This window comes from Sneathiella sedimenti, assembly GCF_017313765.1.
Taxonomy (GTDB): Bacteria; Pseudomonadota; Alphaproteobacteria; order Sneathiellales; family Sneathiellaceae; genus Sneathiella; species Sneathiella sedimenti.
Genome location: NZ_JAFLNC010000002.1, coordinates 712,764 through 732,552, shown reverse-complemented (window position 1 = coordinate 732,552; position 19,789 = coordinate 712,764). Strand labels below are relative to the sequence as shown.

General features: G+C 56.4%; 16 protein-coding genes. 4 read left to right on the top strand and 12 right to left on the bottom strand.

The features are described from left to right. Window positions 1-26: 26 nt before the first annotated feature. The 3 genes from metH to J0X12_RS08645 are packed head-to-tail and all read right to left on the bottom strand — an operon-like array spanning window position 27 to window position 5,651. Window positions 27-3,734 (bottom strand): methionine synthase, encoded by a 3,708-nt coding sequence (gene metH / locus J0X12_RS08655; RefSeq protein ID WP_207044337.1) that lies wholly within the window; start codon window positions 3,732-3,734, stop codon window positions 27-29. A 31-nt stretch (window positions 3,735-3,765) separates the two neighbouring features. Beyond that, window positions 3,766-4,695 (bottom strand): methylenetetrahydrofolate reductase [NAD(P)H], encoded by a 930-nt coding sequence (gene metF / locus J0X12_RS08650; RefSeq protein WP_207044323.1) that lies wholly within the window; start codon window positions 4,693-4,695, stop codon window positions 3,766-3,768. Beyond that, window positions 4,692-5,651 (bottom strand): ArsR/SmtB family transcription factor, encoded by a 960-nt coding sequence (locus tag J0X12_RS08645; protein WP_207044319.1) that lies wholly within the window; start codon window positions 5,649-5,651, stop codon window positions 4,692-4,694. The genes metF and J0X12_RS08645 overlap by 4 nt, the downstream gene beginning before the upstream one ends. Before the next feature lie 316 nt (window positions 5,652-5,967). On the opposite strand from J0X12_RS08645, the gene J0X12_RS08640 reads away from it, so the two are divergent. Both J0X12_RS08640 and J0X12_RS08635 read left to right on the top strand, forming a co-directional pair. Then, window positions 5,968-6,765, top strand: coding sequence for an MlaA family lipoprotein (locus J0X12_RS08640; protein WP_207044302.1), 798 nt, complete (start codon window positions 5,968-5,970; stop codon window positions 6,763-6,765). Between the two features lie 71 nt (window positions 6,766-6,836). Next, a complete protein-coding gene (locus J0X12_RS08635; RefSeq protein WP_207044300.1) occupies window positions 6,837-7,469 on the top strand; it encodes an MlaC/ttg2D family ABC transporter substrate-binding protein in 633 nt (210 codons plus the stop codon). Between the two features lie 50 nt (window positions 7,470-7,519). Here J0X12_RS08635 and phoB read toward each other — a convergent pair whose 3' ends face one another. The 8 genes from phoB to J0X12_RS08595 all read right to left on the bottom strand — a co-directional run bounded on the left by phoB (window position 7,520) and on the right by J0X12_RS08595 (window position 15,773). Then, window positions 7,520-8,200, bottom strand: a complete 681-nt coding sequence (phoB, locus tag J0X12_RS08630) for a phosphate regulon transcriptional regulator PhoB (RefSeq protein WP_207044298.1) — start codon at window positions 8,198-8,200, stop codon at window positions 7,520-7,522. Window positions 8,201-8,216: 16 nt separating this feature from the next. After that, window positions 8,217-8,933: a phosphate signaling complex protein PhoU gene (gene phoU / locus J0X12_RS08625; RefSeq protein WP_207044296.1), complete on the bottom strand. Its 717-nt coding sequence runs from the start codon at window positions 8,931-8,933 to the stop codon at window positions 8,217-8,219. A 30-nt stretch (window positions 8,934-8,963) separates the two neighbouring features. Then, window positions 8,964-9,776: a phosphate ABC transporter ATP-binding protein PstB gene (gene pstB, locus J0X12_RS08620; RefSeq protein ID WP_207044294.1), complete on the bottom strand. Its 813-nt coding sequence runs from the start codon at window positions 9,774-9,776 to the stop codon at window positions 8,964-8,966. Between the two features lie 6 nt (window positions 9,777-9,782). Next, window positions 9,783-11,090 carry a phosphate ABC transporter permease PstA gene (gene pstA / locus J0X12_RS08615; RefSeq protein WP_207044292.1) on the bottom strand — a complete coding sequence of 436 codons (1,308 nt, stop codon included), beginning with the start codon at window positions 11,088-11,090 and terminating at the stop codon, window positions 9,783-9,785. Beyond that, complete coding sequence (gene pstC, locus J0X12_RS08610; protein ID WP_207044290.1) at window positions 11,083-12,324, bottom strand: phosphate ABC transporter permease subunit PstC; 1,242 nt, start codon at window positions 12,322-12,324, stop codon at window positions 11,083-11,085. Before pstC ends, pstA begins: the two co-directional genes overlap by 8 nt. Window positions 12,325-12,408: 84 nt before the next feature. Beyond that, entirely contained in the window at window positions 12,409-13,449 is a 1,041-nt protein-coding gene (locus J0X12_RS08605) for a PstS family phosphate ABC transporter substrate-binding protein (RefSeq protein WP_207044287.1), read from the bottom strand. A gap of 132 nt (window positions 13,450-13,581) precedes the next feature. After that, window positions 13,582-14,958, bottom strand: a complete 1,377-nt coding sequence (locus J0X12_RS08600) for an ATP-binding protein (RefSeq protein ID WP_207044283.1) — start codon at window positions 14,956-14,958, stop codon at window positions 13,582-13,584. Between the two features lie 68 nt (window positions 14,959-15,026). Then, window positions 15,027-15,773, bottom strand: coding sequence for an SIR2 family NAD-dependent protein deacylase (locus J0X12_RS08595; protein WP_207044280.1), 747 nt, complete (start codon window positions 15,771-15,773; stop codon window positions 15,027-15,029). Between the two features lie 196 nt (window positions 15,774-15,969). Here J0X12_RS08595 and J0X12_RS08590 point away from each other — a divergent pair, with 196 nt between their 5' ends. Next, entirely contained in the window at window positions 15,970-16,326 is a 357-nt protein-coding gene (locus tag J0X12_RS08590) for a hypothetical protein (RefSeq protein ID WP_207044277.1), read from the top strand. Window positions 16,327-16,485: 159 nt separating this feature from the next. Continuing rightward, complete coding sequence (locus tag J0X12_RS08585; RefSeq protein ID WP_207044274.1) at window positions 16,486-18,447, top strand: tetratricopeptide repeat protein; 1,962 nt, start codon at window positions 16,486-16,488, stop codon at window positions 18,445-18,447. Between the two features lie 355 nt (window positions 18,448-18,802). On the opposite strand, the gene J0X12_RS08580 is transcribed toward J0X12_RS08585, so the two are convergent. After that, on the bottom strand, window positions 18,803-19,786 hold the full coding sequence (locus tag J0X12_RS08580) for a type II secretion system F family protein (RefSeq protein WP_207044272.1): 984 nt from the start codon (window positions 19,784-19,786) through the stop codon (window positions 18,803-18,805). Window positions 19,787-19,789 lie beyond the last annotated feature (3 nt).

Sequence of the window (19,789 nt, the reverse complement as noted above, 5' to 3'; positions counted from 1 at the left end):
AACTTTGCGTCATCTGCTTGGGGCGCTTAGCTCGCCCGGCGAACCCGCTCATAGGCGAGGTTAGAGGCGAGCAGCCGCTCCGCCGCGTCAGGGGAAATATCCTTGCGCTTGGCGTAATCCTCCACCTGATCGCGACCGACATTGCCGATCCCGAAATAACGGGCATCCGGATGGGAGAAATACAGTCCCGATACCGACGATGCCGGCATCATGGCGAAACTCTCGGTAAGCTCGATACCGACCCGCTTTTCCGCCTCCAGCAGATCGAACAGCCCGCGTTTTTCCGAATGTTCCGGGCAGGCCGGATAACCGGGCGCCGGGCGTATGCCCTGATAGCTTTCGCGGATCAGGTCCTCATTGCTGAGTTGCTCGTCACGGGCATAGGCCCAGAGCTCCTTGCGCGTCTGCTGATGGATATATTCAGCCATGGCCTCGGCCAGTCGATCCGCGAGTGCTTTCAGCATAATACTGCTGTAATCATCATGGGTTCGCTTGAATTCCTCAAGCTTTGCTTCAATACCGAGACCCGCCGTCACGGCAAAGGCACCGATATAGTCCTTCAGGCCGCTGTCCACCGGCGCGATATAATCCGCGAGGCTGTGGTTGGCGCGCCCGTTTTTCCGCATCATCTGTTGCCGCAGGAAGTGGAAGCGATGTTTTTCCTCAGTCCGACTGTCATCCGTATAGACGATCACGTCATCCCCGTCCCGTGCCGCCGGGAACAGCCCCACAACTGCCTTCGCGGTCAGCCATTTCTCTTCGATGATCTTGTCCAGCATGGCCGTCGCATCGTTATAAAGCTCGGTCGCGGTTTCACCCACAACCTCATCCTTCAGGATTTTCGGGAAATGCCCCGCAAGCTCCCACGTCCGGAAGAAGGGCGACCAGTCGATATACTCCCGCAAGCGCGCCAGGTTGATGTTCTGAAACTCATTCAGGCCCGGAAAGGGCGGTACCGGCGGCTGATACTCTGACCAGTCGATCGGCACGGCATTTGCGCGTGCTTCCTCCAGCGTGAATTGCTGATCGGGGCGGGATTTTTTCAGGTAATTCTCCCGCACCTGTTCATACTCGATCTTGATGCTGTCGCGCAGCTCCTGGTTATTCTCGTTGCTGGTCAGCTTGGTGGCGATGCCGACGGCGCGGGACGCGTCCGTCACATAGATTGTCGTCCCGTCATATTGCGGCGCGATCTTGAGGGCCGTATGCACCTTCGAGGTGGTCGCCCCGCCGATCAGCAGCGGCAACTGGAATCCCTGACGCTGCATTTCCGCAGCGACTGTCGCCATTTCCTCAAGCGACGGCGTGATCAGCCCGGAAAGACCAATGATATCGACCTTTTCAGCAATCGCCGTCTCGAGAATTTTCGGGTAAGGCACCATCACGCCGAGGTCGATCACCTCGAAATTGTTACATTGCAGGACGACGCCAACGATGTTCTTGCCAATGTCATGCACATCGCCCTTGACCGTCGCCATCAGGACCTTGCCCTTGGTCTGGGATTCCCCGCTCTTGTCCTTCTCCGCCTCGATAAAGGGCAGAAGATGCGCCACCGCCTGCTTCATGACGCGCGCACTTTTCACCACCTGCGGCAGGAACATCTTGCCCGATCCGAACAGGTCGCCAACCACATTCATGCCATCCATCAACGGCCCCTCGATCACCTGGATGGGCCGAGGGAACTGAAGGCGGGCCTCTTCCGTATCCTCGATGATATAATCGGAGATTCCCTTCACCAGCGCATGGGTGAGCCGTTCACCGACCGTCCCTTCGCGCCAGGTTAAATCAACGACATTGCTCCGCTTCTGGCCGATGGCCTGTTCCGCCACCTCAAGCAGGCGTTCCGTCGCGTCGTCGCGCTTGTTGAAAACCACATCCTCGATCCTGTCGCGCAGGTCTTCCGGGATATCGGAATAGACGGCGAGCTGGCCCGCGTTCACGATGCCCATATCCATGCCCGCCTGGATCGCGTGATAGAGGAAGACCGAATGCATCGCCTCGCGCATGGGGTTGTTGCCCCGGAGCGAGAAGGACATGTTACTGACGCCGCCGCTAATCTGGATATAGGGCAGCGTGGCCTTCAGCTCGCGCGTCGCCTCAATATAGTCGCGGGAGAAATTGCGATGCTCATCAATACCCGTCGCAATGGGAAAGATGTTGGGGTCGAAAATGATATCTTCGGGAGGAAAATCAACGACTTCCGTCAAAATCTTATACGACCGTGTGCAGATCTCGATCATCCGTTCCTTGCTGTCCGCCTGCCCGTCCTCATCAAAGGCCATGACCACGGCCGCCGCGCCAAACCGGCGGATTTCCCGGGCATGGGCGATAAACTCCTCCTCGCCCTCCTTCAGGCTGATGGAGTTGACAACACCCTTGCCCTGCACAGTTTTCAGCCCGGCCTGCAACACCTCCCATTTGGAGCTGTCGATCATGATCGGCACCCGGCTGATATCCGGCTCCGAAGCGATGAGGTTGAGGAAGGTCGTCATGGCGGATTTGGCGTCCAGCATGGCGTCATCCATGTTCACATCGACAATCTGCGCCCCGTTAATCACCTGTTCCCGCGCAATATCGAGGGCGGTGTCATAGTCCCCCTCCATCACCAGCTTCTTGAACTTGGCGGAACCGGCGACATTCGTCCGTTCGCCGACATTGATAAAGCCGGCCACATCGTCCAGATAAAGCGGTTCCAGCCCGCTCAGGCGGCAGACAGGCTCCAGTTCGGGGATCTTGCGCGGCGCAACACCGGCAACCGCCTCGGTTATCGCCGCAATATGTTCAGGACGCGTCCCGCAGCACCCGCCAACGATGTTCACAAGGCCGCTCTTCGCAAACTCGCCCAATTGTTCGGCCATATAGGCCGGGGTATCGTCATAGTCGCCCAGCTCATTGGGAAGCCCGGCGTTCGGATGGACGCTGACCCGCGCCGTCGCGACATGCGAGACTGATTGAACATGAGGCCGCAAGTCCTTGGCACCCAAAGCACAATTGAACCCGATACTGATTGGTTGCACATGCGACATGGAAGCCCAGAATGCTTCCGCCGTCTGGCCCGAGAGGGTCCGCCCCGACGCATCGGTGATGGTGCCGGAAACCATAACGGGGTGACGAACGCCGGTTTCCTCGAAATAGCTGAGCACCGCATAAATGGCGGCCTTGCAGTTAAGACTGTCAAACACGGTCTCGATCAGGATGATCTGCGCCCCGCCATCGATCAGCCCGCGCAGCGCCTCATCATAGGCCTCGACCAATTCATCAAAGGAAACATTGCGATAGCCCGGATCATTCACGTCTGGCGAGATCGATGCCGTCCGGTTGGTCGGCCCAAGAACACCCGCCACAAACCGCGGCTTGTCCGGCGTCTTCTCCGTCCAGCGGTCTGCCACCTTGCGGGCGAGTGCCGCCCCCTGCTTGTTCAGCTCATAGACCGCCTTTTCAAGCTTGTAATCCGCCTGCGCGATCGAGGTGGAATTGAAGGTATTGGTCTCCAGGATATCTGATCCCGCAGCAAGGAAATCATCGTGAATCTTCTCAATCACATCCGGCTTGGTCAGGGTCAGAAGGTCATTGTTGCCTTTGAGGTCATTACTGACATTTGCATATAATGTTCCCCGGTAATCCTCCTCCGTCAGGCGAAATCCCTGGATCATCGTGCCCATGGCGCCATCAAGAACCATGATCCTCTTGTCCAGAATAGCCTCGAGTTCAGCAAATGCCGGTGACTTCTGCATGGAATGACCTTTATTCAATAAATTAATTAATTTAGACAGTTACAGAACTTTGTTCAGGCCGCAGCCCAAGTGTATGACAGACAGAATAGACCAGGTCTGCCCGGTTCAACGTATAAAAATGAAAATCCGTAACGCCGGCCCTCTGGAGTTGCAGGCACTGCTCGGACGCGACCATCGCGGCAACCAGATTGCGCGTCGCCGGGTCCTCATCCAGATCCTCGAACAGATGGGTCAGCCAGGCAGGCACCTGGGTGCCGCACTGTTTGCTGAACTGACGGATTTTTGAATAGCTCGTAACCGGAAGGATACCCGGCACGATCGGTATGGTGATGCCATGCGCGCGGGCACGATCCACAAACCGGAGATATACTTCCGGATCGAAGAAGAACTGTGTGATCGCCCGCGTTGCGCCCGCGTCCATCTTGCGCTTGAGATAGTCGATATCGGCAAGGCTGGACTTTGCATCGGGATGAATTTCCGGGTAGCAGCCGACGGAAATTTCGAAATCATGCTTTTTCCGCAGGAACTCGATCAGCTCGACCGAGCCCGCGAACCCGCCCGGATGCGGCTTGAAGCTGTCATAGCCCTCTGGCGGATCACCGCGCAAGGCGACCAGATGTCGTATACCGCTCGACCAATATTGCTCGGCAACTTCCTCAAGCTCATCGCGGGTCGCACCAACACAGGTCAGATGTGCTGCCGGTTCCAACGCTGTCTCCTGGCGGATACGGCTGACAAGTGAATGGGTCCGCTCCCGCGTTGAGCCGCCAGCCCCATATGTTACTGAGACGAACTTCGGGTTCAGCGGCGCAAGCCGGGTTAATGCCTGCCAGTGTTTTTCCGCGAGGGCGTCCGATGTTGGCGGGAAGAATTCAAACGACACATCAACGCGATTGCGCGCCTGCGCACCCAACACACCGCCGGAAATATTATCCCGTTCCGGTATTCCTGACATAATCATAACGCGACGGCTCCTTTGGATTGCGCGATGGCGGCCGGAACGGCCGTCCAGATATTAACGGTAAGAGGGTCACCCTTGAGCACCGTGAAGTCTTTCGGTTCAAGGCCGGCCTCGATGCAGTTCGCCCGGATGCTGTCCTCGTCAAACCCCATATGGCGATGGGCATGCTCTGTACGCAGGCTGTCGAGCGTATGGGGCGCAAAATCAACAATGGCCAGGATGCCGCCGCTGCGCAGAAGACGGGCGGCCTCCCGGATGGCGACGGCGGGATCCTCCGCATAATGCAGCACCTGATGGATCACGATGGCGTCCTGGGACTGGTTGGTAAACGGCAGGTTATACATATCCGCAAGGCGTACCTGGCAATTCCTGAGCCCTGCATCCTCAATTGCCGTGCGGGCAAAGGACAGCATTTCCCGGCTGGTATCAACGCCGATGGCATGGGTGACCTTGGGGCCGAACAGCTCCAGCATCCGGCCGGTGCCAGTGCCGATATCGAGAAAATCAGAAATCTTGTGCCCCTTGGTAAGGTCCAGCAACGCCTCCTCTACGGCCTCTTCCGGTACATGCAGCGACCGAATTTCCCGCCAGCGGGCGGCATTTTCACGGAAATACTCCTCTGAGGCCATGATCCGCGCCTTCTTGACGGATTCGAGCCTGTCCAGATCACGCGATACGATGGGGTCAGCCTCGGGCACCAGATCAACCAGCGTTCGGGCCAGCAGAGAGGCATTGTTCTTCGCCGACAGCCGGTAGAAAACCCAGCTCCCCTCCTGATATCGGTCGAGCAGGCCTGCTTCACAGAGAAGTTTCAGGTGACGGGAAACACGGGGCTGGCTCTGACCGAGAATCTGTGTCAGTTCACTGACAGTCAGTTCAGAATGGCCACAGAGAACCAGCAACCTGAGCCGGGTCTCTTCCCCGGCGGCCCGTAATCCCTGGAGCAGATTTTCCACATCAACCTCAATAAAATCATTAATTTAAATGATATAAACATATCCTTATATCTTTGTACAGGAAAATTATAACCCTATCCGCGACTTTTTCGCCACACCATAAAAGTATTCTGTTAACCTGAAAAAGCAGCGACTCGCGTTGGATTTAGCCATATGATAGTTACAACGTCGGAGGTTGTCTTCGTCTAGGACTATTGTTTTATTGTGAAATGCAGTTAAACAGAGTTAACTAAAAAGGTTAAAGACTTTGGTAACTCTTACCGGATAGATTATGCCTCACTTCCGGATCACAGGTACTGAGTTGGAAAAGATAAAAATGGGTTTGCGTTCAAAATCATCCTCCTTAACAGCCGGTTTAACGGCGATTGCCCTTCTTGTTGCAGTCAGTGGCTGTGCGTCACCACAGCAGAAGGATGGCAAAGCCGTTGCTGTGATGTATGACGAGGTTTATGATCCCCTGGAACCCATGAACCGCTATTTCTTTGATGTGAACTACGCCCTTGATGCGCTGTTCCTCAAACCGGTGGCGGAAATGTACCGAGGTGTTTTGCCTGAGGCTGTGCGCGACAGCGTAACCAATTTCCTGACCAACCTGTCGCAGCCGATCTACCTGATCAATAATGTCCTGCAGGGTGACCTGAACGGTGCCGGCGATAATATGGGCGCGTTCTTTACCAATACGTTCCTGGGCGTTGGCGGCCTGTTTGACGTGGCCAAGCTGAACACCCCTTCAGAAGATATGGGTCAGACCTTTGCCAAATGGGGCATTCAGGAAGGTCCCTATCTCGTTATTCCCGTCCTCGGACCGAGAACAACGCGTGCCGCCGTTGGCGGAATTGCCGATTACTATCTTGACCCTGTCAATTACGCGGCAAAAGAAAACGGCATTGAGCATGCCGGCGCTGTTCGCTGGGCAGTAAACGGGATCGACCAAAGGTCCCGCGCGATTGAAGCCCTTGATGAAATCGAGAAAAACTCCATCGATTTCTATGCGGCGATCAGAAGTCTGTACCGACAGAATCGAAACAACATGATTCTTAACGGTGCCAGCAATTCGACACAATTGCCGGATATGTCATTCGACGATGATGACAACCCGGTTAAGAAAAATTAATTGCAACGAGATTTTTTCTTACACAATTTTATTTTCCGTTGAAGAAATGAATCCCGTTGGGGGTATGTAAAATGTTGACTAAAAGAAAATTCTTCCAGGGAATGCTGGTAGCCACTGCGGCATTGGCCGTGCTTTTCCAACCGGTTGCCTATGCCGCGGAAACGAAAGAGCAGGCTGCCCTCGCTATGGTCAAGAATATTGGCGACGAGGCTGTTGCGACGCTGGCGGACACGTCGCTGAGCGATGAACAGAAGCAGGATCGCTTCGAAAAGTTCCTGGATTCTAGTTTTGACATGAACCGGATCGGCCGGTTTGTTCTCGGCCAGTACTGGCGCGAGGCGTCAGAAACCGAGCAAAGCGAGTTCCTGAAAGTCTTCCGCGACTACATGGTCACCAGCTACGCCGACAAAATCGGCTCCTACTCCGGTGAAAATCTCGAGATCAAGGACGCGACGTCGCTCAATGACAAGGAATCCCTGGTTCATTCCCTGATCACCCGGCCCAACGGCCCGCCCATCAAGCTTGACTGGCGCGTACGCAGCACCGATCAGGGCGCCAAGATCGTCGATGTGATCATTGAAGGTATCAGCATGGCGCAGACGCACCGGTCCGAGTTCGCCTCGGTTGTCAGCCAGCCTGGCGTCGGGGTCGAGGGCCTGATCAACAAGCTCAAAGAGCAGATCAAGACCGCGTCAAACAAGTAAAATATTCAGGTAATCAGAAAAGCCGCCCGGCATCGCACGGGCGGCTTTTTTTATGCTTTCTCGAAGCAGTAGCCCACGGCGCGCACGGTCCGGATCAGGTCGGGCTCGCCGTTTTCATTGAGGGCCTTGCGCAGGCGCCGGATATGCACATCGACAGTCCGGTCCTCGACATAGACATTCTGCCCCCAGACACCGTCCAGCAGCTGCTCACGGGTCAGGACACGTCCGGCCCGCTCCATGAAGTAGCGAAGCAGCTTGAATTCCGTTGGCCCGAGACGCAGCTCACGCGCGCCCCGCTTGACCTTATAGGCGACCAGATCGACAACCACGTCGGCGACGTTCAACTGTTCGCTGCCCACGTCGGGATTACGGCGGCGGAGAACCGCGCGAATACGTGCCATAAGTTCCGCCGGAGAAAAGGGTTTTGAGACATAGTCATCCGCCCCGACATCGAGGCCCCTCACCCGATCCGCTTCCTCACCGCGCGCGGTGATCATGATAACCGGCAGGTTGCTGTATTTCTGGTCGCGGCGCAGGCGGCGGCAAATCTCGATACCGGACACCTTGGGCAGCATCCAGTCGAGCAGCAGCATATCGGGCTGTTCTTCCTCAATCGCCAGCATGGCTTCCTCCCCGTCATGGGCGGACGCCACCTGAAATCCCTCGCTCTCGAGATTGTACCGCAAGAGCTCGACCATTGCCGGCTCGTCTTCAACAACTAATATCTTCATTTAATATACAATCACTTCAGGGTTTTTCGTTCTCAATCATGGTGACGCTGGTCTTGTCCCCTTTCGGGCGGGGATCCTTCGGCAATTCACCGGTGACCTGGTAGATGATGATCTCGGCGATATTCGTCATATGATCGCCGATCCGCTCGATATTCTTCGCCATGAAGATCAGATGCGTACAGCTGGTGATGCTGCGCGGATCCTCCATCATAAAGGTCAGCAGTTCGCGGAACATGCTGTTGTAAAGCTGATCTACCTCCTGGTCGCGCTTCCAGACATCAAAGGCCAGGTCGGAATCTCCGTTGGTGTAGGCCTTCAGCGTGTCATCGATCATCCGCCGCACCATCTCGCCCATGCGCGGAATGGAGGAGATCGGCGCGAGAGACGGCGCAAGGTTAAGCGCAATCACCCTTTTCGAGATATTCGCCGCGTAATCGGCAACCCGCTCCAGCAGGGAGGCGATTTTCAGGGCCGAAATAACCAGCCGTAAATCGTCTGCCACCGGGTTTCTGAGCGCCAGCAGCCGGATCGACATGTTATCGACCGAAAGCTCCAACTCATCGACGGCCTTGTCCGCCTCAATCGTCTTGAGGGCGAGTTCTGTGTTCCGCTCGGTCAGGGAGCGGACGGCAGCTTCAAGCTGGGATTCGGCAAGCCCGCCCATCTCAACGATGGTGTTCCGCACCTCTTCAAGCTCTTCATCAAATGACTTAACGATATGACCGCTACTCATGTTGAAATTCTCCTGTTCCTGACTGTGTGATCAACCGAACCGGCCGGTGATATAGCCCTGCGTCCGTTTATCGGTGGGGCTGGTAAACAATTTCTCAGTATCCCCTGTTTCAACGATTTCCCCAAGATGGAAAAACGCCGTCCGCTGGGAAATACGCGCCGCCTGCTGCATCGAATGGGTCACGATAATGATGGTATAGTTTTCCTTGAGCTCATCAATCAGTTCCTCAACCTTTGCGGTGGCAATCGGGTCGAGGGCCGAACATGGCTCGTCCATTAGGATAATATCCGGCCGCACGGCCAGCGCCCGGGCAATACAGAGCCGCTGCTGCTGTCCACCCGAAAGGCCCGTGCCCGAGGAATGCAGGCGATCCTGTACTTCCTTGATCAGGCCCGCTTTTTCAAGACTGGTCAGGACGATCTCATCGAGATCATCCTTATTGTCGGCAAGGCCGTGAATCCGCGGACCATAGGCGACATTGTCATAGATCGACTTGGGGAACGGGTTCGGCTTCTGGAACACCATGCCGACGCGCGCCCGCAACAGGACCTCGTCCACTGACGGCCCGTAGATATCCACACCATCGAGCAGGATTTCCCCGGTGACCCGGCAACTGTCCACCGTATCGTTCATCCGGTTCAGGCAGCGTAAATAGGTCGACTTGCCGCAACCGGACGGACCGATCAGGGAGGTCACCTGGTGCTTGTTGATGTCCAGCGACACCCCATGAAGGGCGTGATTGTCGCCGTAATACACATTGACATCCCGGGTGGAGATAATAACGCCATGCTCCGCATTGGACCGGTTTTCAACATTTTCTTCTGCTTGGATCGGCACGTTCATTTCCTTCTACCAACGACGTTCGAACTTCTTGCGAAGGACGACTGCAAATGCGTTCAAAATGATGAGGAACCCGAGCAATACCATAATTGCACCGGATGTTTTTTCGACAAAGGCCCGCTCCGGGCTATCCGCCCAGAGGAAAATCTGCACCGGCATTACCGTTGCCGGATCGGTGAACCCGCCGGGGATATCGGCGATGAAAGCGACCATACCGATCATCAGGAGCGGCGCCGTTTCGCCAAGCGCCTGCGACAGGCCGATAATCGTGCCCGTCAGGATACCCGGCATGGACAGCGGCAGGATATGGTGGAATGCCGCCTGCTGCTTCGAGGCGCCGAGGCCAAGCGCGGCCTGGCGAATGCTGTCCGGTACGGCGCGAATTGCCGCGCGGGCTGCGATGATAATCGTCGGCAAGGTCATCAGGGCGAGTGTCAGCCCGCCGACAACCGGGGCGGATCTCGGCAGATGTGCGAAATTCAGGAAGATCGCCAGACCGAGAAGGCCGAACACGATAGACGGAACCGCTGCCAGATTATTGATGTTCACCTCGATCAGGTCGGTGAGCTTGTTCTTTGTCGCAAACTCCTCCAGGTAAATCGCGGTCATTACACCGATGGGAAAGGATATCAACATTGTCACGATGATTGTGTAAAAGGATCCAACCATGGCACCGGCAATACCCGCCTTTTCCGGTTCGCGACTATCGCCATTGGTGAAGAAGCCGGAGTTAAACCGCATCTTGATATCACCGTCCGCTTCCAGCTTATCCAGCCAGACCAGTTCCTGGTCCTTCACCCGGCGGTCATCCTCCACCGCGTCCCGATCAATATAGCCCTTATTGAGCATGTCCACGTCATCGCCCGCAATCAGGTCCACCGAGACGGTCTTGCCGATCAGGTCTGGATCATTCTCCACCATTTCACGAAGGGCGCTATCCGCGTCATTGCTGACGAGGCTGAATAGCTTGCGGAGGTCACGGCGCCCCTTCACGTCAGGAAATTTCTCGCGCAGGGCATCCTGCACAAGCTTCGCGTAATTGGCCGTGCGAAGTTCCGCCGGGTCCATTTTCCCGTTCGGATCGATAACCGATTCCGTGAAGGTAATATCCAGCGTGATCGTTGTCTGCACGAAGGCGCTGTAGCCTTTGCTGACAATACTGAACAGCAGGATCGCCAGCAGGGTCAGAGCTGTCAGGATCGCCAGCAGGCCTGTCAGCCGGAACCGGCGCTCTGACCGCTTACGCTTCGCCAGATTCTTGATGTACTTCTCTGATTGCCAGCCGTTGCCGACAGCTTTTTGCGCTTGATCAGTCATATTCTTCCCGATATTTGCGAACCACCATCAAGGCGATGACGTTCAGACATAAGGTGACAATGAACAGCACCAGGGCCAGCGCAAAGGCGGCCAGTGTCTTGGCGCTGTCGAATTCCTGGTCGCCTACCAGCAGGCCGACAATCTGCACCGTTACCGTCGTGACCGCTTGCAACGGGTTGGCGGTCAGGTTGGCGGCAAAGCCCGCGGCCATCACCACGATCATGGTTTCCCCGATCGCGCGGCTGACGGCCAGCAGCACAGCGCCAACAATTCCCGGCAGGGCGGCAGGCAGGATTACTTTTCGGATCGTTTCCGACTTCGTCGCGCCGAGGCCATAGGACCCGTCGCGCAAACTTTGCGGCACCGCCATGATGATGTCGTCACTCAGGGAGGAAACGAAGGGGATGATCATCATTCCCATGACCACACCGGCAGCAAGCGCGCTTTCGGAAACGACATCAATCCCGAGAGAATCCCCGAGATCGCGGAAGAAGACACCAACCGTCAGGGCGGCGAAGAAGCCATAGACCACCGTCGGAATACCCGCGAGAATTTCCAGCAGCGGCTTGACGACGGCGCGAAACTTGCTGGACGCATATTCGGTCATGTAGACCGCGCTGAGCAGGCCGAGAGGGACCGCCACGCACATGGCAATAAAGGTGATGAGCAACGTCCCGGTGAACAGCGGTACCGACCCGAAGGCCCCGCTTGATCCAACCTGATCAGCGCGAAGGGCGGTCTGCGGACTCCAGTTCAGGCCGAAGAAAAACTCGCTCATCGGCACCTTGCCGAAAAACTGGATCGTCTCGAACAGGAGCGACAGGACAATGCCGACGGTTGTCAGGATAGAGATGATCGAGGCCAGGATCAGGATAACATAGACGAGGCCTTCGATCGTCCTGCGCACCCGGAGGTCCGGATTAATTCTTAAAATGGCGAAATAGAGCCCTGCCCCGGTGGCCAGCAACAGAAGGACCGGAAAGACGACCTGGTCAATCTGTCTCAGGGTGCCCGCCTCTATCTGGAGGGGCGCCACCTGAAGCATTCCCCATATCGCGCTGAGAATGACGGGCGGCACAAGGGCCCAAATAACCACATACAGGCCAAACTGATGCGGGCGGGGTGTAATAAAATTTGTAGATTTGCGAACTGTGTTGAGCGCCTTTTTCGAGCCGAACCAATATCCAACCGCGGACATCAGCAAAAGAACGATTAAAAGAGGATAAAAGCTCATATCGGTTTCTTTTTATTAGGAAATAAGGACTCAGGAAAGCAAAAAGGGCGGGTCACTCGCGCTCCCCGCCCTTTAAAGTCAGGATTACATCAATTTCAGCGGTGCCAGATCAAGAGCGTCTGCGCGAACCTTTTCGCGTTCTGCGTCGGTAAGCGGGATCAGGCCCTTCTCGGTCAGGTAACCGAATTCACCAAAGGCTTTTTCGCTCGTGAATTCAGCAATGAATTCCTTGATGCCCGGAACTTTACTGACATGCGCGTCCTTCACATAGAAGTAGAGCGAGCGGGAAATGCCATACTGGCCATCTGCGATATTCTCGAAGGTCGGCTCAACACCACCCACCATGCTGCCCTGCAGCTTGTCGGAGTTCTGGTCGAGGAAGCTGAAACCGAAGATACCAACAGCGTCCGCGTTAGCTTCGAGCTTCTGGACGATCAGGTTGTCGTTTTCGCCGGTTTCAATGTAGGCGCCGTCTTCACGAACGGAATGAGCCGCAGCCTTGAAGGCTTTCTTGTCTGATTTGCTCAGGTCTTTCAGCAAGTCATATTCTTTTGCGCCGCCTTCCATGGCCAGTTCAACGAACGCGTCACGCGTTCCGCTGGTCGGGGGCGGGCCGAGAACCTCAATTTTCGTGTCAGGAAGGGACGGATCAACGTCTTTCCATGTCTTGTACGGGTTATCGACCAGTTTGCCGTCGATCGGAACCTGTTTGGCAAGAGCGGCGAAAATCTGCTTCTTGGTCAGGTTCAGAGGGGCAACCGCCTTGGAGTTGGCGAGAACGATCCCGTCATAACCAATCTTGACTTCGGTGATATCGGCAACGCCGTTTTTGGCACAGGTTTCAACTTCTGAGGCCTTGATCCGGCGCGACGCATTCGTGATGTCCGGTGTGCTGAGGTCAACGCCCGAGCAGAAAAGCTTCAAGCCCCCGCCGGAGCCGGTGCTTTCAACGACCGGTGTTTTGAAGTTGCCGTTGCTGCCGAACGCTTCGGCGACTGCAGTTGAAAATGGGAAAACAGTCGAAGAGCCGACGATCCTGATCTGATCGCGAGCCATAGCCTGCCCGGAAAGGGCAACAGTGGCGACCGTTGCGGCGATTGCCAGACCGAAAGTTTTGTTTAGCACGTTTCATTCTCCGTTAATTGCATACGACAGCATTATCTGTCGTTGGACGGGACAATGCGCCGCCTCAGCGACAGAAATACTACATTTTCATGACAGTAATGTTACAGCGCCCAAACCCTTGATTTCCGGGCCTTATGAGCCTGAAAGCGGGAGCCGGACAGAGAATTTCGAGCCTTTACCGACCACGGAATCGATCTCAAGATGCCCACGATGGCGACTCACGATATGCTTAACGATCGCGAGGCCGAGCCCTGTGCCGCCGAGTTTGCGGCTGCGATCACTGTCGACCCGGTAGAACCGCTCGGTCAGGCGGGCAAGATGCTCCTCGGGTATCCCCTCCCCTTCATCGATGACCGTCGCCCGGGCTTCCCGCGCGGCAACCGCAATCTCGACGCGGATTTCGCTTTCCTCACGGCTGTATTTCAGGGCGTTATCGATAAGATTAGTGAAAATCTGCGTGAGCTGGTCGAAATCGCCGGTGACGAACACTTTGTCTTCAGGCATTTGCAAGGCAATGGACTTGCCCAGCTCGCTCGATTTCGCCGTCAGCAGGTTGATGACGCCTTGCAGGACCTGACCAAGATCAACCCGGTCGGACGGACGGCTGTGTTCGTTGATCTCGATCTGCGACAGGGACAGAAGATCATCTATCAGCTGGGACATCCGGAGTGATTGCGCCTGCATCATGGTAAAGAACCGTTGATGCGCCTCCAGGTCATTGCGGGCCGGCCCCATGAGCGTTTCAAGAGCGCCGATCAGGATCGCCAGCGGAGTCCTGAGTTCATGGCTGGCGTTGGCGACAAAATCCACCCGCATCTGCTGCATCCGCCGCGATTCGGTCAGGTCATGCAGGGTCAGGATCAGTCGGTGCCCCTCGCTGCTTTCCCCTTTAAGATTAACGATATAGGCGGCGACATGGCGCGGTACGACATCGGAAATGGTGAATTCTATGCGGGTGCCGGAATCGCTCCCCGCATAGGCGGCATCAACCGCTTTCAGCAAGGCCGGATGGCGCAGGAACCGGGTGAGGTCGCCCTCCATTTCCGGCACGTTAAAAAATCTGTTTGCCGCCGCGTTGGAACGCCGGATACGCCGCCGGTTCCCCAGCACCAGCACCGGATCGGGCAGCATGTCGAACAGCAACGCTGCCTCATCCTGGCGCGATTGCGCCTCCCGCAGCATATGTTGCAGCACCCGGCGGTACTGCTGCATGGTCAGCAGCAGGTTATCCAGCGGCAACAGGCCGGTCCGCAGGCCCGTGGGGTCATCCCCTTCCAGCGGGGACATGATTGCCGCGCGTTCCATCCTGAAGGCCACCGCCTGCATCTCGCGCACCAGCCGGGCATAGAGAATAAGGGCCGGCAGGATCGCCGCTGCCAAAATCATCCAATAGTCTTCAAAGGCGAAGCCTTCCCCCGAATATAAAAAGAATGTGACAACGGAAACCGGCGCGGCCATGGCGACGACAAACACCAACATTTTCCATAAGTAATTGTTACTATTAGACATTCTATATTCTCGTTACGGCCGAACCGGCAATAGGGACAGAAGCGACTATGTGTTATGAAAGCGTAGTCTTACCGTTTTGTGACAGCGGCGAGCGTTTCTCCTATTTCACGGTTGAGTACCAGATCCGCATAATCATCGAGCGGTGTCGGCTCGCGATTGAGGATCACCAGCTGCGCGCCGCCCTGCTTCGCCATCAGCGGTATATCCGCCGCCGGATAGACCACGAGGGACGAGCCGATGGCAAGCATCAAATCGCAGGTCATGGCCGCAGCGGAAGCCCGGCGCATTTCCTCCACCGGCATCGCCTGGCCGAAGGATATGGTCGCCGTCTTGACGATCCCGCCACAATCCCCGCACGACGGCAGCGTTTCATCGTTTGAGAATATCTCCTGCACCTGGGTGTGTTCCATCCGCGTGCCGCAATCGAGACACTTCGCATAGGTCGTATTGCCATGCACCTCAATCACATCCTCGTCGCGAATACCGGAGGCCTGATGCAGGCCATCGATATTCTGCGTAATGACGGCACCAATTTTACCTCTCTCATAAAGTGAGGAAATTGCCATATGCCCTTTATTTGGCTTGGCTTTCGACAAGACGGGTTCCATGGCGAACTTGCGACGCCAGCTTTCGCGCCGGGCTTCCTCCGACTGCAGGAACTCGGAAAATTCGATCGGCCGGTTCTTCTCCCAGAGCCCGCCGGGGCTGCGAAAATCAGGGATACCGGACTCGGTGCTGATCCCCGCCCCGGTAAAAATGACGATTGACCGGCTGTTCTCTATCAACTCGGCAAAGGCCTCAAGTTCCGCTGGCATTCCACTCTCCTTGTGCACCGCGCCCCATCCGTTCCATTGGAAGGGCGTTCTTTGCCCCCATTATACGGATAAAGCAGATAACAGCCTAATTTCCAGAAAATTTATACATCCTTCGTCACAAATGGCCGCGCCGGTCGTTATCTGTACATGTCAAACGGCATCGCTTGCACGCAATGCCCGTATCCAGGAGCTCAGCATGAACAGGGAAAACATGAATAATATCGTCGCAAAGGAATTTTCGGACGCCTTGGCCCGCTGCAACCAGCAGGGCATAGACGCTAGCACGGTACGCACCGGCCTGCTCACCATCGCCATCGCCAATTTCGTTAACGGGATCGGCCTCGACAACACGGTCGCCTTGTTTGATGTCCTGCCGGACCAGATCCGCTCCGGGATGTTTCACCGCTTTGTTGATCCGTCGCGGCCGCCGGCTGTTAATTCAGCCCCCGCCTACCGTCATCCCGTCAGCGTCACCGGCCAGCAACCGGTGGAGGTAAGCCGAAACCGCGAGCCGGCGGCGCAAGCCGAGCCCATCAAACGGCGGCGGCTATAGGCTCTTTAAGTCTAAATACCGGGAAAATTAGCAAAATTTGATTAATTGCGGTTCTTAATCAATTTGACGACAATTTTTCCTAACCATTAACCGTTTTTAAGGAAGATGCCCCTAGGATGTAGCATTGATTAGTTTTTCTATTTAAAGAGAGGCCTAGCTGTGCCGCAAAATACACGATTTGCCGCCCGTCTCCGGATTGTTCTTCTCGCTACGACCGGCCTGGTTGCTGCGGGTTGTAACACGATCTCGGATCAATCTGCTTCTGCCGATCCGGCCGATGCCCGGCCCGTGATCGCCACGACCGCCTCCAGCGATGCAAGTTCATCGAAGGGCATGACCTATGAATCAATGATGCGGGTCGCCCAGCGCGCCTGGCAGAAGAATGATTCCACGACAGCGCTCGGGATTTACGCCACGGCCGCCAACCAGCGCCCAACCGACCCCGAACCCTATCTTGCAATTGGGGAAATCCTGCGCAAAACCGGCCGGGCGCAAGAGGCCGTCTCCATCTACCAGCGCGTTCTCGCCTTCGATGCGAACAATCTCGCGGCCCATCACGGCATCGGCTATAGCCAGTTGCAGATTGAAAAGCCCTATCTCGCCTCCCAGTCCTTTATGAATGCGCTTGAGATCGACAGCAATGACGGCAAGTCCCTCGGTGGCCTCGCTATCGCGCTCGACAAGGCGGGCGATCATGAAAAGGCACAGAGCTATTATCAACGCGCCATCAAGGCAGACCCCGATAACCTCAACCACAAGAGTAATCTTGCTCTCTCCCTTGCCCTGTCCGGCAAGACCGAACAGGCAATCGCGATCTTGAAGGTTGTCACCGAAAATCCGCACGCCACCGCGCAGCATCGCCAGACCCTGGCACTCGCCTATGGCCTGGCCGGGAAATCCGGCGAGGCGATGAAATATTCCCGTATGGATCTCTCGGAGAAGGACGCCCGCAACAATGCGCTTTATTTCGAGGCGCTGAACAGCAAAACAGACGAACAGGTCGCCACGCTGGATGACCAGATCAAGCTGATGAAAGCCTCCAAGGATGAAGTGGTCGCCGATGAACGGGCGAAATCCGCCACGCCGCGCCTGCCGGAAAACCCGGATGTACTCGTGGCCCGGCTTGACAAGGAAGAGCTGAGCACGAATGCCAGTGCCCGCAAGAAATCCGCACCGTCCCGGACAGAGCCGAAAAGCCTCGTTCCGGCGACTCCGCCTATGATGATGGCGAAATCCGAGACGCCAAAAGCAAAATCACCGGTGGTGAAGGATGTGGCCCCTGTTGTTGTCGCCAAGAAAACAACGCCAATGCCGGATGAAAAGCCGGTTGCGGTTGCCGCCGCAGAGGTTGACGCTCCTGCGGAAAAGCCTGTCACTTTCGTGAAGAAAGACCCGGCACCGGCACAGGATAAAGCTGTCACCGTCGCGAAGAAGGATGTGGACGCAAAAGATACCAAGGCCCCCGCTGAAAAACCTGTGACCTTCGTGAAGAAGGAAAGCGTACCGGCCGAGAAACCAGTGACCACCGCGAAGGTAGAGGCCCCGGCCCCAGCCCGCGAATGGACGCTGGACAAGAAAGCAGCGCCTGTATCACCCAAATCTGCCCCCGTTGTGGCGGAGGTTCCGGTAGAAACTGCCCCGACCGTAGAAAAGGTTGGCCTGACACCCGGTGATATGCCTGTCAATGGAAGCGTAAACGCCTACAAGCCTGATGGCGGCAGCTACTTCCTGCAAATCGGCTCCTACAAGGAAAAGAAGGACGCGGAAAAAGGCTGGTCAATCGTGCAGACCCAGAATGTCGACCTGCTTGGCGAAATCGACCCTGTCATCCAGGAGATTGATCTCGGCGAGGATAAGGGTGGCCTGTTCTATCGCCTGAAAATTGGCGGCTTCTCCGACAAGATCCGGATGATGCAGCTCTGCGGCAGCCTGCGCGATCGCAATTTCGAATGCTTCATCCCGATGACGCCGAAATCCAAGGAACCGGTCAAGAAAGACGGCACACCCTCCCTCGCACCGAACCAGCGCATGGTGGATAGCGGCGACGATAACAAGCAGAAGAAACCGTTTGAACCGAGCCTGACTGCCGAGTTTGAGGAAAACTTCAACGGCGCCCTCTAGCAGGCACCGTTAAACGACAGCATATGCGGGCCGGTTTATCACCGGCCCGTTTTTTTATGCCGCTCCCCTACCGTGACGCTATACCTCTGGACTTGGAAGGGCGGACGTAGCTGGTGGAACGCTGGCTTAGTTAGCTCCCCCACACCTCTTCACGGTGCGGCAAACCTCACCCCTAAAACTTGAGGAATTTCCCCTGCCCCATATTGGGCGTTACGGGGCCGAGGAAGTTGTCTCTCGGGCGACGACAAGATATGGCGCGGTTCTCTGCGCAAAATAAAACCGGCGCCTGGATTATCCTCAGGCGCCGGGAATGATATCGTCGAAAGGGCCAGAGCCCGTTTAGCGCATAAAGGGGTCAGCCCGGTCCGGCGAATGCATCGATGGCCTTCAGGACCGCGGGGCCGATCAGAACGATAAACAGCGCCGGCAGGATGAAGACAATCATCGGGACAGTCATGATGGCGGGCAACCGCGCCGCCTTCTCCTCCGCCTTCATCAGGCGTTCGTCCCGCATTTCCGCGGCCAGCACCCGAAGGGCAACCGCCAGCGGCGTTCCGTATTTTTCCGTCTGGATCAGCGTATTGACCAGCGTATTCATGGCCTGGAAATCAACGCGCGCCGCCAGATTGGCAAGCGCCAGCTTGCGATCGGGCAAGAACCCGATTTCAATGGAGGTCAGGCCGAGTTCATCGGACAGTTCCGGCGCGGAGTTGGCGATTTCACGGCAAACCCGGTCCAGCCCGCTGTCAAGATTGAGCCCCGCCTCCGTACAGATGACCAGGAGATCGAGCGCGTCCGGCAGCGATTTCCGGATCGCCTGATACCGTTTGGCAACCTTGTTTTTCACCAGGGTATCGGGCAGCAAATAGCCGACAAAGCCGGCGAAGCCGGCCGCCAGTAGACGTACAGGGACTGACCAGTCCACAATATCCGTGCCAAGAAGATAGGCGGCTGTCAGGACAGCAAACAGAATCGGCAGCGTAATCTTGGCAAACAGATAGGCCACCAGGGCGTCTTTCGATCGCCAGCCACCCTTTGCCAGCTTGGCCGCCATCACCTTCGCGCGCTCGCCGCGCATCAGCTGCAGCTTCTTCACCACGCGATGCATCATGTTCTCGCGCACGATCAGCTTGCTGCGCTGCTTCGTCTCGTTGACGATATCGCTCTTCAGCTTGGTCCGCCGTTTTTCAAGATTCTTGATCCGGCCCGGCAATGCGTCCTTCACGAGGAAGGCATTCCACATCATCATGACAACCGCGAAAGAGGCAACGCCCGCAATCAGCGCCAGCATATTTTCGTCGCGTAACCAATCGGGAAGTAGCGTGACGATATCGACCATGTC

Excerpts from the sequence above, each read along its gene's own strand:
- metH (WP_207044337.1), bottom strand. The coding sequence starts at position 3,734 with ATGCAGAAGTCACCGGCATTTGCTGAACTCGAGGCTATTCTGGACAAG.
- J0X12_RS08635 (WP_207044300.1), top strand. The coding sequence starts at position 6,837 with ATGTTGACTAAAAGAAAATTCTTCCAGGGAATGCTGGTAGCCACTGCG.
- metF (WP_207044323.1), bottom strand. The coding sequence starts at position 4,695 with ATGATTATGTCAGGAATACCGGAACGGGATAATATTTCCGGCGGTGTG.
- J0X12_RS08600 (WP_207044283.1), bottom strand. The coding sequence starts at position 14,958 with ATGTCTAATAGTAACAATTACTTATGGAAAATGTTGGTGTTTGTCGTC.
- pstA (WP_207044292.1), bottom strand. The coding sequence starts at position 11,090 with ATGACTGATCAAGCGCAAAAAGCTGTCGGCAACGGCTGGCAATCAGAG.
- phoU (WP_207044296.1), bottom strand. The coding sequence starts at position 8,933 with ATGAGTAGCGGTCATATCGTTAAGTCATTTGATGAAGAGCTTGAAGAG.
- J0X12_RS08590 (WP_207044277.1), top strand. The coding sequence starts at position 15,970 with ATGAACAGGGAAAACATGAATAATATCGTCGCAAAGGAATTTTCGGAC.
- J0X12_RS08580 (WP_207044272.1), bottom strand. The coding sequence starts at position 19,786 with ATGGTCGATATCGTCACGCTACTTCCCGATTGGTTACGCGACGAAAAT.
- pstC (WP_207044290.1), bottom strand. The coding sequence starts at position 12,324 with ATGAGCTTTTATCCTCTTTTAATCGTTCTTTTGCTGATGTCCGCGGTT.
- J0X12_RS08640 (WP_207044302.1), top strand. The coding sequence starts at position 5,968 with ATGGGTTTGCGTTCAAAATCATCCTCCTTAACAGCCGGTTTAACGGCG.
- phoB (WP_207044298.1), bottom strand. The coding sequence starts at position 8,200 with ATGAAGATATTAGTTGTTGAAGACGAGCCGGCAATGGTCGAGCTCTTG.
- pstB (WP_207044294.1), bottom strand. The coding sequence starts at position 9,776 with ATGAACGTGCCGATCCAAGCAGAAGAAAATGTTGAAAACCGGTCCAAT.
- J0X12_RS08595 (WP_207044280.1), bottom strand. The coding sequence starts at position 15,773 with ATGCCAGCGGAACTTGAGGCCTTTGCCGAGTTGATAGAGAACAGCCGG.